This window comes from Mycobacterium sp. SMC-4, assembly GCF_025263265.1.
Lineage (GTDB): Bacteria > Actinomycetota > Actinomycetes > Mycobacteriales > Mycobacteriaceae > Mycobacterium.
The window spans coordinates 2,501,010-2,514,841 of sequence record NZ_CP079869.1 but is presented as its reverse complement, the minus strand read 5'-3'; the positions used below and the strand labels follow the sequence as shown (position 1 = coordinate 2,514,841).

11 protein-coding genes are annotated in these 13,832 nt (G+C 67.0%); 6 read left to right on the top strand and 5 right to left on the bottom strand.

What is annotated here, in order from left to right:
- Positions 1-894 (bottom strand): heme o synthase, encoded by an 894-nt coding sequence (locus KXD98_RS12200; protein WP_260765158.1) that lies wholly within the window; start codon positions 892-894, stop codon positions 1-3.
- A gap of 259 nt (positions 895-1,153) precedes the next feature.
- Between KXD98_RS12200 and tkt the strand changes: the two genes are divergently transcribed.
- The 5 genes from tkt to pgl are packed head-to-tail and all read left to right on the top strand — an operon-like array spanning position 1,154 to position 7,572.
- Positions 1,154-3,244, top strand: a complete 2,091-nt coding sequence (gene tkt, locus KXD98_RS12195; protein WP_260765157.1) for a transketolase — start codon at positions 1,154-1,156, stop codon at positions 3,242-3,244.
- Between the two features lie 30 nt (positions 3,245-3,274).
- Positions 3,275-4,393 (top strand): transaldolase, encoded by a 1,119-nt coding sequence (tal, locus tag KXD98_RS12190; RefSeq protein ID WP_260764594.1) that lies wholly within the window; start codon positions 3,275-3,277, stop codon positions 4,391-4,393.
- Between the two features lie 10 nt (positions 4,394-4,403).
- The gene (zwf, locus tag KXD98_RS12185) at positions 4,404-5,933 is read left to right on the top strand and encodes a glucose-6-phosphate dehydrogenase (RefSeq protein WP_260764593.1); all 1,530 of its coding nucleotides are present in this window, start codon (positions 4,404-4,406) and stop codon (positions 5,931-5,933) included.
- Positions 5,934-5,935: 2 nt separating this feature from the next.
- On the top strand, positions 5,936-6,847 hold the full coding sequence (gene opcA / locus KXD98_RS12180; RefSeq protein ID WP_260764592.1) for a glucose-6-phosphate dehydrogenase assembly protein OpcA: 912 nt from the start codon (positions 5,936-5,938) through the stop codon (positions 6,845-6,847).
- Positions 6,844-7,572, top strand: a complete 729-nt coding sequence (pgl, locus tag KXD98_RS12175) for a 6-phosphogluconolactonase (RefSeq protein ID WP_260764591.1) — start codon at positions 6,844-6,846, stop codon at positions 7,570-7,572. The genes opcA and pgl overlap by 4 nt, the downstream gene beginning before the upstream one ends.
- Positions 7,573-7,611: 39 nt before the next feature.
- On the opposite strand, the gene KXD98_RS12170 is transcribed toward pgl, so the two are convergent.
- From KXD98_RS12170 to KXD98_RS12160, 3 genes are read right to left on the bottom strand one after another with little or no spacing between them, the layout of a single operon-like run.
- On the bottom strand, positions 7,612-8,229 hold the full coding sequence (locus KXD98_RS12170) for a lactate utilization protein C (RefSeq protein WP_260764590.1): 618 nt from the start codon (positions 8,227-8,229) through the stop codon (positions 7,612-7,614).
- A complete protein-coding gene (locus tag KXD98_RS12165) occupies positions 8,222-9,712 on the bottom strand; it encodes a lactate utilization protein B (RefSeq protein WP_260764589.1) in 1,491 nt (496 codons plus the stop codon). Before KXD98_RS12165 ends, KXD98_RS12170 begins: the two co-directional genes overlap by 8 nt.
- Entirely contained in the window at positions 9,709-10,455 is a 747-nt protein-coding gene (locus KXD98_RS12160; protein WP_260765156.1) for a (Fe-S)-binding protein, read from the bottom strand. The genes KXD98_RS12165 and KXD98_RS12160 overlap by 4 nt, the downstream gene beginning before the upstream one ends.
- Positions 10,456-10,510: 55 nt before the next feature.
- Between KXD98_RS12160 and KXD98_RS12155 the strand changes: the two genes are divergently transcribed.
- The gene (locus KXD98_RS12155) at positions 10,511-10,882 is read left to right on the top strand and encodes an ATPase (protein WP_260764588.1); all 372 of its coding nucleotides are present in this window, start codon (positions 10,511-10,513) and stop codon (positions 10,880-10,882) included.
- 88 nt (positions 10,883-10,970) lie between these two features.
- Here the strand turns inward: KXD98_RS12155 and ppc are convergent, their stop codons facing one another.
- Positions 10,971-13,778 carry a phosphoenolpyruvate carboxylase gene (gene ppc, locus KXD98_RS12150; protein ID WP_260764587.1) on the bottom strand — a complete coding sequence of 936 codons (2,808 nt, stop codon included), beginning with the start codon at positions 13,776-13,778 and terminating at the stop codon, positions 10,971-10,973.
- Positions 13,779-13,832 lie beyond the last annotated feature (54 nt).

Here is a 13,832-nt window from a genome sequence, read left to right as displayed (position 1 = left end):
TCAGACGGTCAGCAAGGTGGGCAGGGCCAGCGCAGAGTCGACGGCCAAGGCGCAAAACACCACGGCCAGGTAATTGTTGGACTGCAGGAAAAGGCGCAGCGGCTTGACCGGCTGACCGCGCCGCACGCCGGCGTGCAGCTGATGGGCCATCACCAGGAACCAGGTGCCGGCCAGGATCGCCACGGATGCGTACAACCAGCCGGTGGACAGCGCCAGCGCCAGCGTGGCGGCGACCGTCAGCCAGGTGTAGATCAGGATCTGCTTGGTGACCTGCTCCTCGGTGGCCACCACGGGCAGCATGGGGACCCCGGCGGCCTGGTAGTCCTCCTTGTACTTCATGGCCAGCGCCCAGGTATGCGGCGGTGTCCAGAAGAAGATGATCGCGAACATCACCAGCGCGGGCCACTCGATGGTCCCGGTGACCGCGGACCATCCGATCATCACCGGCATGCAGCCGGCTGCACCGCCCCAGACCACGTTCTGCGATGTGCGACGCTTCAACACCAACGTGTAGATCAGCACGTAGAACGCGATGGTGGCGCCCGCGAGATGGGCCGACAGCAAGTTGGTCGTCCACCACAACCAGAAGAACGACGCGACCGACAACGTCAACCCGAAGATCAGTGCATGGCTACGTGGCACGGTCGCGCGGGCCAGTGCCCTACCCTCGGTGCGCTTCATCTTCTTGTCGATATCGGCGTCGGCGACGCAATTGAGCGTGTTGGCGCCGGCCGCGGCCAGCAGGCCACCGACGAGGGTGTTGAAGATCAGCAACGGGTCGACGGTGCCGCGGTTGGCCAGCAACATCGCCGGGATCGTGGTGACCAGCAGCAGTTCGATGACCCGCGGCTTGGTCAGCCCGATGTAGCCCAGCACACGGTCGCGGAATCGGATCGGACCCTTGGAAGCATCGTCGACGAGTCGGTCTTCGCGAATCCTCACGCAACCACTCCTCGGCGACAGTTCGGGACGACACCGCTTCCCGACGGGCTTCTACTACAGAGGATGGTAGACCGCGCGGGCCGGTGCCCGAAATCGCAGGGTCGGGTTGGGCACCCCCGGGTGGGGGATGACCACTGCGTCGCGACCGCGTTAAACACTAGGGTGGTTGATGCGGCTCGACACCCTCCGCCAAGCCAAGGAGTGCACCCTCGTGACCACGATCGAAGAGATCACTTCCCTCACCCGGCCCCACCACCCGGATGACTGGACGGACCTGGACTCGCGGGCGGTCGACACCGTCCGCGTGCTGGCCGCCGACGCGGTGCAGAAGGTCGGCAACGGCCATCCCGGTACCGCGATGAGCCTGGCGCCGCTGGCCTACACGCTGTTCCAGCGTCAGATGCGCCACGATCCCAGCGACGTGCATTGGCTCGGCCGCGATCGCTTCGTGCTGTCCTGCGGACACTCCAGCCTCACCCTCTACATCCAGCTCTACCTCGGCGGGTTCGGTCTGGAACTCTCCGACATCCAGGCGCTGCGCACGTTCAAATCCAAGACACCGGGCCATCCTGAGTTTCGCCACACCGCCGGAGTGGAGATCACCACCGGCCCGCTGGGCCAGGGGCTGGCATCGGCAGTCGGTATGGCGATGGCCGCACGCTACGAGCGCGGCCTGTTCGACCCGGATGCCGCACCGGGAACCAGTCCGTTCGATCACCACATCTACGTGATCGCCTCCGACGGCGACATCGAGGAGGGGGTGACCAGCGAGGCCTCTTCACTGGCAGGCACCCAGCAGCTCGGCAATCTGATCGTGTTCTACGACCAGAATCAGATCTCGATCGAGCACGACACCAACATCGCGCTCTCAGAGAATGTCGCCGACCGCTACCGAGCCTATGGCTGGCACGTTCAAGAGGTCGAGGGCGGTGAGAATGTCACCGGTATCGAAGAGGCCATCGCAGCCGCCAAGGCGGTGACCGACAAGCCGTCGTTCATCGCGCTGCGCACCATCATTGGCTTCCCCGCCCCCAACAAGATGAACACCGGCGGGGTGCACGGTTCGGCACTCGGCGACGAAGAAGTGGCCGCGGTCAAAGAGATCCTCGGGTTCGACCCGAACAAGACCTTCGAAGTCACCGAGGACGTGATCACCCATACCCGCGATCTGGTGGCGCGCGGCAAGAAGGCACACGAAGCCTGGCAGCAGGACTTCGACGCATGGGCAGCTCGCGAACCGGAACGCAAGAAGCTGCTGGACCGCTTGCTGGCCCAGGAACTGCCCGAAGGCTGGGACGCCGACCTGACCACCTGGGAGCCCGGTTCCAAGGCGGTGGCCACCCGCGCGGCGTTCGGTCAGGTTCTCAACGACGTCGCACCGAAGCTGCCCGAACTGTGGGGTGGTTCTGCTGACCTGGCCGGCAGCAACAACACCACTATTAAGGGCGTGAAATCGTTTGGCCCGCCGTCGATTTCGACGAGCGACTTCACCGCCGACTGGTACGGACGGGTACTGCACTTCGGCGTGCGCGAGCACGCGATGGGCTCGATCCTGTCGGGCATCGTGCTGCACGGCCCGACCCGGGCCTTCGGCGGGACGTTCCTGCAGTTCTCGGATTACATGCGGCCGGCCGTACGTCTGGCGTCGTTGATGGATATCGACACCATCTACGTATGGACCCATGACTCGATCGGACTCGGCGAGGACGGGCCCACCCACCAGCCCATCGAGCACCTCGCAGCACTGCGCGCGATCCCGAACCTGGCGGTGGTGCGCCCGGCCGATCCGAACGAAACGGCGTATGCCTGGCGCAGCATCGTGGCCCGCGGCAACGGCAGCGGCCCGGTCGGTTTCATCCTGACCCGCCAGGGTGTGCCCGTTCTGGAGGGCACCGATACCGACGGCGTCGCCCGGGGCGGCTACGTGCTCGGCGGCGGGGACGCCGGCGGTGCCGACGTGCTGCTGATCGCGACCGGTTCAGAGGTCCAGTACGCCGTGGAAGCGCAGAAGATGTTGGCGGACAAGGGTGTGACCGCAGTCGTGGTGTCGATGCCGTGCTTGGAATGGTTCGAGGCACAACCCCGCGAGTACCAAGATGCCGTGCTGCCGCCGACCGTCTCGGCACGGGTCGCGATCGAGGCCGCGGTAGCCCAGAGTTGGTACAAGCTGGTGGGTCACACCGGCGAGATCATCTCGATCGAGCACTACGGGGAGTCCGCCGACGACAAGACGTTGTTCCGGGAGTTCGGCTTCACCGCGGAGGCCGTGGTAGCTGCAGCGGAACGCGTGATCGCGAATTGACAACTACTCATTGATGATTGAGGACAAGACATGACTCAGAACGCAAATTTGGCGGCATTGTCCGCCGCGGGTGTCTCGGTATGGTTGGACGACCTGTCCCGTGAGCGCCTGCAGACCGGCAACCTGACCGAGCTGGTCGACACCAGGTCGGTGGTGGGCGTGACCACCAACCCGTCGATCTTCCAGGCCGCGCTGTCGAAGGGTCACGCCTACGACGACCAGGTCAACGACCTCGCCGCCCGCGGCGCCGACGTCGATGCCACCATCCGCACCGTGACCACCGACGACGTCCGCAACGCCTGCGATGTGCTGGCCAAGACGTACGAGGCCTCTGACGGGGTGGACGGCCGGGTGTCGATCGAGGTGGACCCGCGGCTGGCCCATGACACCGACAAGACCATCCTGCAGGCCGTCGAGCTGTGGAAGATCGTCGACCGCCCGAACCTGCTGATCAAGATCCCGGCCACCGAGGCTGGACTGCCCGCCATCACCGCGGTGCTCGCCGAAGGCATCTCGGTCAATGTGACGCTGATCTTCTCGGTGGAACGCCATCGCGCCGTGATGGACGCCTATCTGGCGGGCCTGGAGAAGGCCAAGGACGCCGGGCACGACCTGTCGCGGATCCACTCGGTGGCGTCGTTCTTCGTCTCCCGTGTCGACACTGAGATCGACAGCCGCCTGGACAAGATCGGCAGCGCCGAAGCCTTGGCGCTGCGCGGCAAGGCCGGGGTGGCCAATGCCCGGCTGGCCTATGCCGCCTACGAGGAAGTGTTCCTCGGCGGTGACCGGTTCGGTGCGCTGAAGTCGGCCGGCGCGCGGGTCCAGCGCCCGCTCTGGGCGTCGACCGGGGTCAAGAACCCCGACTACTCCGACACGCTGTACGTCACCGAACTGGTAGCGCCGAACACGGTGAACACCATGCCGGAGAAAACCCTTGATGCCGTGGCCGACCACGGTGTGGTGACCGGGGACACGGTCACCGGCCGGGCGGCCGACTCACAGCAGGTCTTTGATGAGCTGGCGGCCATCGGAATCGATCTGACCGACGTCTTCCTGGCACTCGAGAACGAAGGTGTGGAGAAGTTCGAGAAGTCCTGGCAGGAGTTGCTCGAGGCCACCCAGGGGCAACTCGACGCAGCCGGGAAGTAGCCCGGGTGCGATGAGCCAACCACCGCAGAACCCGTTGCGGGACAAGCGCGACAAGCGCATGCCCCGTATCGCCGGACCGTGCAGCGTGGTGATCTTCGGGGTGACCGGCGACCTGGCCCGCAAGAAGCTGATGCCGGCCATCTACGACCTCGCCAACCGCGGGTTGCTGCCGCCGTCGTTCGCGCTGGTGGGCTTCGCCCGTCGGGACTGGGCCGACGAGGACTTCGGCGAGGTGGTCTACGAGGCGGTCAAGAAACATGCCCGCACCCCGTTCCGACAGGAAGTGTGGGATCGGCTGGCCGAGGGGTTCCGGTTCGTGCAGGGCACCTTCGACGACGATGCGTCGTTTGCACGGCTCAGCGAGATCCTGCAGAAGCTCGATGTCGAGCGCGGTACCGGCGGCAATCATGCGTTCTACCTGTCGATTCCACCGAAGGCATTCCCGGTGGTCTGCGAACAGCTACAAAAGTCTGGGTTGGCGCGCCAGCAGGACAACCGCTGGAGTCGGGTGGTCATCGAGAAGCCCTTCGGACACGATCTGGACAGTGCCCGCGAGCTGAACTCGGTGGTCAACAGCGTGTTTCCGGAGGAGTCGGTGTTCCGCATCGATCACTATCTCGGCAAGGAGACGGTGCAGAACATCCTGGCCCTGCGGTTCGCCAATGAGCTCTACGAGCCGATCTGGAACTCGCACTACGTGGACCATGTGCAGATCACGATGGCCGAGGACATCGGACTGGGCGGGCGCGCAGGCTATTACGACGGTATCGGGGCCGCTCGTGACGTCATCCAGAACCACCTGTTGCAGCTGTTGGCGTTGACGGCGATGGAGGAACCGGTCAGCTTCAATCCGCACGAACTGCAAACCGAGAAGATCAAGGTGCTGGCGGCCACCCGGCCGATGCAACCCTTGGATCAGACCAGCGCACGCGGCCAGTACGCGGCGGGATGGCAGGGCAGCGAGCATGTCCCGGGATTGCTCGACGAGGACGGCTTCTCCCCCGATTCCACCACCGAGACGTTCGCTGCGATCACCCTGGAGGTCGACACCCGCCGATGGGCCGGGGTGCCGTTCTTCCTGCGCACCGGGAAGAGGTTGGGGCGCAGGGTGACCGAGGTGGCCCTGGTGTTCAAGCGGGCACCGCACCTGCCGTTCGACGCGACGATGACCGAGGAACTCGGCAAGAATGCCCTCGTGCTGCGCATCCAGCCCGACGAAGGCATCACCACACGGTTCGGCTCGAAGGTGCCGGGCAGCGCGATGGAGGTGCGCGATGTCAACATGGACTTCTCGTACGGCTCTGCGTTCGCCGAGGACTCGCCGGAGGCCTACGAGCGGCTGATCCTGGATGTGCTGCTCGGCGAACCGTCACTGTTCCCGCTCAACGCCGAGGTCGAACTGTCCTGGGAGATCCTCGATCCGGTGTTGGACAACTGGGCCTCCCACGGCCGTCCCGAGCCCTACCCTGCCGGCACCTGGGGTCCGCCATCAGCGCACGAGATGGTGCACCGACTCGGTCGGGAATGGAGGCGACCGTAGCGATGATTGTGGACCTTTCCGACACCACGACCAACGAGATCAACAAGAAGATCACCGGTCTTCGTGAAGAGGGCGGCGCGCTCACCCTCGGGCGGGTGCTGACGCTGGTCGTCGTGGTCGACGCAGACGCGGCCCTGGAGGATGCGGTCGAGGCGGCCACCTTCGCCAGCCGCGAGCACCCGTGCCGGGTGATCGTCACGGTGCCCGGCAACCGGGTCGGTGCCGATGCCCGGCTGGACGCCCAATTGCGAGTGGGCCGCGACGCCGGTGCCGGCGAAGTGGTGGTCCTGCGTCTGCACGGAGAACTTGCCGACCACGCCGACAGCGTCGTGCTGCCGTTCCTGCTTCCCGACACGCCAGTGGTGGCGTGGTGGCCGACCTACGCCCCCGACGTGCCGTCCAAGGATCCGATCGGCAAGCTGGCGATCCGCCGGATCACCGATGCCACCCGCGCCGAGCATCCGCTGGCCGCCATCAAGAGCCGGCGGCCCGGCTATTCACCCGGCGACACCGACATTTCGTGGAGCCGTATCACCTACTGGCGAGCGCTGCTGGCCTCGGCCATCGACGAGCCGCCCCACGAACCCATCGAGTCCGCGGTGGTCTCGGGGCTGGCATCGGAGCCGGCGCTGGACATCCTTGCCGGTTGGTTGGCCAGTCGTATCGACGGGACAGTGACCCGGACGGTGGGCACCCTGAAGGTCGAGTTGCACCGGGCCAGCGAGACGGTGACGTTGAGCCGTCCCCAGGACGGGGTGACCGCCACATTGAGCCGGACGGCAAGGCCGGTGGCCTTGCTTCCGCTCGCACGCCGGGATGTCAAGGAATGTCTGGCCGAGGAGCTGCGCCGCCTCGATGCCGATGAGATCTACCACGAGGCGCTGGCTGGGATCGACAAGGTGACGTACCGATGATTCTTGAGAAGTACTCAGACACAGACACTCTGGTTGCTGCGGCAGGTGACCGCCTGGTGGGCGCCGTCACAGCCGCCATCGACGCTCGTGGCGTGGCACATATCGTGTTGACCGGCGGTGGCACCGGGATCGGCATGCTCGAGCATGTCGGCGGGCGGGCCGATGAGATCGACTGGTCGAGGGTCCATATCTACTGGGGCGATGAGCGTTTCGTACCGCGTGACGACCCGGAACGCAACGAGAAGCAGGCTCGGGAGGCGCTGCTCGACCATGTCGGCATCCCCGCGGCCAACGTCAACCCGATGGCGGCCAGCGACGGTGAGTTCGGCGATGCGCTGGACGCGGCGGCCCAGGCCTACGCTCACCTGCTCGCCGAGGCCGGCGGCGCTGATCCGACGCCGGTCTTCGATGTTCATCTGCTGGGCATGGGTGGCGAAGGCCACGTCAACTCGTTGTTCCCGGACACCGCTGCGGTGCGGGAGACGACCCGCACCGTCGTCGGAGTGACCGACTCCCCCAAGCCGCCACCGCGCCGGATCACTTTGACACTCCCGGCGATTCAACGCTCACGCGAGGTTTGGCTGGTGGTCTCCGGGGAGGGCAAGGCCGATGCGGTGGCTGCCGCCATCGGCGGGGCCCAACCAGTCGACCTCCCGGCTGCCGGCGCGGTGGGCAGCGAGCAGACGGTGTGGCTGCTCGACGCCGCGGCCGCCTCTCGGCTCTGATCGGCACACCGATCCGATCCTGAAATCCGGCAGACGCCGTCAGCCGACGACAATCACGTGCAGGTTGCGCGGACCGTGCACGCCCTCGACCCGGTCCAGTTCGATGTCGCTGGTCGCGCTCGGTCCGCTGATCCAGGTCAACGGCCGGGTGTGTAGCCCCGCCTCCACAAGCAGGGCAACGGCCTTGGGGACATCGTCGACGACCTGCTCGGCCGACACCACGCAGACATGGAGGTCGGGCACCAGGCTCAGCGCACGCCGGCCCTGACCGCAGCCGTGGTGCAGCACGATGGTGCCCGTGTTGGCGATGGCCACCGTCGCAGTGGTGACGACCGCGTCCACCCTGTCGAGGTCCTCGGGGCTCAGCCCGTCGCCCACCCACCGGGCGGCATCCGGCCATGCTCGCTGCACCCAGCCGTCACCGGCCACCGTATCAGCGCAGCGCAGCGCCGTGGTGACCGCGTCGGCGACACCGCTGGACTCGACACGCTCGACCACAGCGCGGTAGTCGGCGACCCGCTCGACGAAGCGCGCTACCGGATCCAGTTCACCTGTCCCGACCGCTCGTCCGTACTCCCACGGCACTGCCCCGACCGGAGGTCGGTCTGCCAGCGCGGTCCGGATCCGGGCCAAGATCTCGCTGCGTGCGTCACTCACCGGCCCCTCCCGTTCGCTCCCACCAGGCCCGGAACGATTCAGTCGGCGGCACCGGCGCGTCCCGCGTACGCGACCACGGCCGGGCCGGCCACGGAAGTGACCGCAGCACACTGCGACGCCGGAACAGGCTGCTGCGCAACACTTTCCCGGCCGCGTTCACGACCGTCGCGAACCTGCGTAGACGCCGGTGATCGGCCAGCGTCCACGCGGCCGCGGTCATCGCCGCCTGTTCGACCGACGGCACACCGCCGCGGCGTTCATCGACCACCCGGGTGCGCAGGTGCACCAACATCGACGGGATGTCGATGCGCACCGGGCACACGTCGTAGCAGGCGCCGCACAGGCTCGAGGCGTACGGCAGCGACCGGTCGACATCGCTGCCGGTTCCGCGTAGCTGGGGGGTCAACACCGCACCGATCGGACCCGGGTACACCGAGCCGTAGGAATGCCCTCCTGCCCGCTCGTAGACCGGGCACACGTTCAAACATGCCGAGCAGCGGATGCAGCGCAGCGCGGCGCGGCCCTTCACGTCGGCCAGCACCCGCGAACGGCCGTTGTCCAGCAGGACGATATGCACGTCGCGCGGGCCGTCGTCGGCGTGGGCTCCGGTCCAGATCGTGGTGTAGGGATTCTCCCGTTCGCCGGTACTGCTGCGCGGCAGCACCTGCAGCATCACCTCGAGGTCCCGCCACGACGGCAGCACCTTCTCGATGCCCACCACCGAGATGAGCGTCTGCGGCAACGTCAGGCACATCCGCCCGTTGCCCTCCGATTCCACCACCACCAGGCTGCCGGTGTCGGCGATCGCGAAGTTCGCGCCGGAAACCGCCACCTGGGCCCGCAGGAACTTCTCGCGCAGATGCAGGCGGGCCGCCTCGGCCAGCCGGGGCGGGTCGTCGGTCAGGTCGGCCGGCGCCGGACGTCCCACCCGGCCCATCTCACGCATGAAGATCTGCCGGACTTCTGCCCTGTTGCGGTGAATGGCCGGCACCAGGATGTGGCTCGGCCAGTCGTCACCGAGCTGGACGATCAGCTCGGCCAGGTCGGTCTCCCACGCCTGGATCCCGGCGCGGGCGAGTGCCTCGTTCAGCTCGATCTCCTGGGTCGCCATCGACTTGACCTTCACCACCTCCGAGGCCCCTCGGGAAGCCACCAGATCGACCACGATGCGGTTGGCTTCGGCCGCGTCACGGGCCCAGTGCACGGTCGCGCCCGCTGCGGTCGCGTTGGCCTCGAACATGACCAGCAGCTCGTCGAGGCGGTGCAGCCCGGCGTCTTTGATCGCTTCGGCGGCACGCCGCAACTCCTCCCAGTTGTCGAGCTCGGCCACGACACGTGCCCTCTTGGCGCGGATCGTCGTGGTGGCGTGCGTGAGGTTACGCTGCAGGACTGGGTCGGCAAGCGCCGCTGCAGCCGCGGCCGGGAAGGCCGGCAGACCCAAGAAGTCTCCGGTGACGCCGACATGCGGGGGGCGGCTGCTCACAGCCGGGCACCTTCGGTGCCGGCCAGCACCTCGGCCAGATGCATCACGCGCATCGAGGAACGCCGGCGCGACAATAGCCCGCCGATGTGGGCGAGACAGGAATTATCGCCCGCCACAAGCACTTCGGCTCCGGTCTGCTGGGCTGCGCGAGCCTTGTCCAGACCCATCGCCACCGAGGTGTCGGCGTTCTTGATCGCGAATGTGCCGCCGAAGCCGCAACACTGCTCGGCGGCTGGGAGGGTGATCAGCTCGATGCCGCGCACCGCCTCGAGTAGCTGCAGCGGCCGGTCACCGACCCGCAGCATCCGCAGCGAATGACAGGTGGGGTGATAGGTGACGCGGTGCGGAAAGTATGCGCCCACATCGGTGACGCCCAGAACGTCGACGAGCAACTCGGAGAGCTCGTAGACCCGGGGCGCGATGGTCTCGACGGCGGCCTGCAGCACGACGTCGCCCGACCGTGCCGCCACGTCGCGATGCTGGTGGCGCACCGATCCGACACACGAGCCCGACGGCGCGACCACGGCGTCGTAGCCGGCGAAGGACGTGGTGAAGGCACGCACCGCCGGCAGAGCCTCGTCGGCATAACCGGTGTTGGTGAACAGCTGTCCGCAGCAGGTCTGGCCCAACGGGAATTCGACGTCACAGCCAAGCCGACGTAACAGTCGGACAACAGCTTTCGGCGTGTCCGGCCACATCAGGTCGTTGTAGCAGGTGGCGAACAGGGCCACCCGCAGTTTCATGCGGGCATCCCCAACACCGTAACCGACGCCGGACGAGCACGTCATACTTGCACCCATGGCAGACAGAGGCGGCAAACCGGTACGCACCGGACCCGAACGGATCCGGAAGTTGGCACAGGCAGCACTGAATGCCGACGTCACCGTCGAACAGGTCGACACCATCCTCGAAGGGCTCAGCGTCACCCTGGAGGACCTCGACAAATCCACCGGCAACCTCGACGCGACTTTGGAGCGGTTCAACGAGACGATCAGCCGCATCGACGAACTGGCACCGCGACTGATCGCCGTGGTGGACCGCTTGGAGGGCATCGTGACCCGGGTGGAGCGGATGGTCGGCGTCGGCGAGTCGGTGATCATGCCGCTGGCCGCGACCGAGCAGCTGGTCCGCGGCGCGTTTGACCGGGTGCGCCGCAGCACCGGCCTGTGAGGAGAGACCAGCCACCGTCGCGACAGCGACAAATTCAGCCACCGTCGCGACAGCGACAAATTCAGCCACCGTCGCGACAGCGACAAATTCAGCCGCTGTTGCGCAGTGCGGTGGCCAGTCCGCTCATGGTCAACAGGATGCCGCGCTGGACCAGTTCGTCGTCATCTCCGGCGCGGTAGCGGCGCAGCAGCTCGACCTGCAGGTGATTCAGCGGTTCCAGGTACGGGAAGCGGTTGAACACCGAGCGGGCCAGCGCCGGGTTGTCGGCCAGCAGGTCGTCGTGCCCGGTGATCAGTTCGTGCATGCGGATCGTGCGTGCATGCTCATCGACGATCATGTCGAACACCCGACGCCGCAGATCACTGTCTTCGACCAGTTCGGCGTACCGCGCGGCCAGCCCCAGGTCGGACTTCGCGAGCACCTGGGCCATGTTGGACAGCACCGTGGCGAAGAATGGCCATCGCCGATACAGGTCCTGCAGGACCTCCAGTCGGCCGTCCCCTTCGGCGATGTACTGCTCGAAGGCGGTACCGGTGCCGTACCAGCCGGGCAGCATGACCCGGCACTGACTCCACGCCAGCACCCACGGGATGGCGCGCAGATCCGAGATGGATGTGGTGGGTTTGCGTGAGGTGGGCCGGCTGCCGATGTTGAGCGCGCCGATCTCACTGACCGGCGTCGAAGCTTTGAAGTAGTCGACGAATCCCGGTGTTTCGTGCACCAATTCGGCGTAGGCGCGCTGTGCGCGGCCGGCGAGGTCATCGAGCACTTGATAGGCCGGCCCGGCTTCGTCCCCCAGACCTTCGACATCGAGCAGTGTGGCCTCCAGAGTGGCCGCGAGTAAGGTCTCCAGGTTCCGGTGGGCGACGCGCGGTTCGGCGTACTTCGCCGCGATCACCTCGCCCTGCTCGGTGAGCCGCAGCGAGCCCTGCACCGCACCTGGGGGCTGGGCCAGGATCGCGTCGTAACTCGGGCCGCCTCCGCGACCCACGGTGCCGCCCCGCCCGTGGAACAACCGCAACCGGATCCCGGTCTTGGCTGCCGATTCCACCAGGTCCAGCTCGGCGCGATACAGCGCCCAGTTGGCCGCGAGGTATCCGCCGTCCTTGTTGGAGTCCGAGTAGCCCAGCATCACCTCCTGGCTGTCGCCGCGGGCGGCCACTAGTGCCCGGTACAGCGGAAGATCAAGCGCCGCTTCCAGAATCGAGGCCCCGCGCTGCAAGTCGTCGATGGTTTCGAACAGCGGCACAATCCCCACCGGGGCGTACGGCTGCTCCGACGACGCGTCGAGCAGACCGGCCTCCTTGAGCAGCAGCGCTGCCTCGAGCATGTCCGACACCGACTGGCACATCGAGATGATGTAGTTCGGGACGGCCTGCGAGCCGAACACCCGCACGGCCCGGGCCGCCGCGGCGACGATATCGAGTTCTTTGCGCGCCAGTTCTGACAGTTCGGCGCCGGGCCCGGTCAGTGGGCGCCTGGTGGCGAGTTCGGCGGCCAGCAGTTCAACCCGGTCGGCCTCCTCCAGCGACGCATAGTCGGGGTGCACACCGGCCCAGGCGAGTAGTTCGGACACCACCTCCTCGTGTACATCCGAGTTCTGCCGCATGTCGAGCCCGCAGAGGTGAAAACCGAAGACACGCAGAGCTTCCCGAAGTCGACTCAGCCGATCGTCGGCCAGCACCGCACTGCCGTGAGCCCGCAGTGACGCGTCGATGGTGTCCAGATCGTCGAGCACGTCGGCGGGAGTGGCGTAGGGCGGCAGACCGAGGTCCAGTTCGTGCTCGGGTTGTCGATCCAGGATGTCGCGAGCGGTCGCGGTGAGGCGCGCGTGCACGACGCGCAGCGCGCGGCGATAGGGCTCGTCGGCACGGGCCGGTTCGTCACAGGTGTCGGCCAGCTGTGCCAGCGCGGCGGAGGGCTGCACCAGCCGCGCCGACATCGAAAGCTCCTGCTCCAGAGCTGTCAGTTCGCCGAAATAGTGGTCGAAGGCGAGATAGGCGGCGCTGCCGGTGGCCAACCGGACCACCTCGCCGGTGACGTTCGGGTTGCCGTCCCGGTCACCGCCGATCCAGGATCCCGGCCGCAGGATGGGCTCGATCAGCAGAGGTCGGTCGGGCCAGCGCTGTTGGAACTGTTCCCGTACCGAGGCGTTGACCTGTGGGATGACGTCGAAGAACGCCGCCGGGTAGTACCGCAGCCCGGTTTCGATCTCATCGGAGATCTTCAGCCGCGACAGCCGGATCAGCGCCGTCTGCCACAGCGTCAGGATGTGGCGGCGCAGCTCACGCTCGATGTCGCGGCCGTCGTCGGTGGTGTGCAGTCCGTGCAGCCGAAGCCGCATCAGCTCGGTGATGCGGTGCTGGGTGTCGAAGACCGTCCGCCGCCGGGTCTCGGTGGGGTGGGCGGTGATGACCGGCGAGACCAAGGCCCCGCGCAGGGCCTCGTCCACGGTGTCGGCGTCGAGCCCCGCGGAGTCGAGCTTGGTGTAGGTCGCCGCGAGGGTGCTGTTCTGCGGAGGCTCGCCGGCGGCCTCGTGAATCGCCCGGCGCCGCTCGCGGTGGATGTCCTCGGCGACGTTGGCCAGCAACGCGAAGTGGGTGAAGGCCCGGATGACGGGGATGGCGTGGTGGACGTCGACACCGTCGAACAGCTTGGCCAGTTCACCACGGTCTATCTCGGAGCGACGGACCCGGAAGGACTCCACCCGGGCTCGCTCGACGAGGTCGAAGATCTCCTCCCCGTTCTGCTCGCGCACGGTGTCCCCGAGCAGCGATCCGAGCAGCCGGATGTCTTCGCGCATCGGCTCGGTGGCCTCTCGGCCCACCTGGGTGCGATGCACAGCCCCGATCGGCGCCAGGGCACTGTCGGACACCGGATCGGAGTTCTCACCCATATCGTCAAGTATCGGTTCAGCCCCGGAGTAGCGCATGGCGAGCACGGTAGCGTG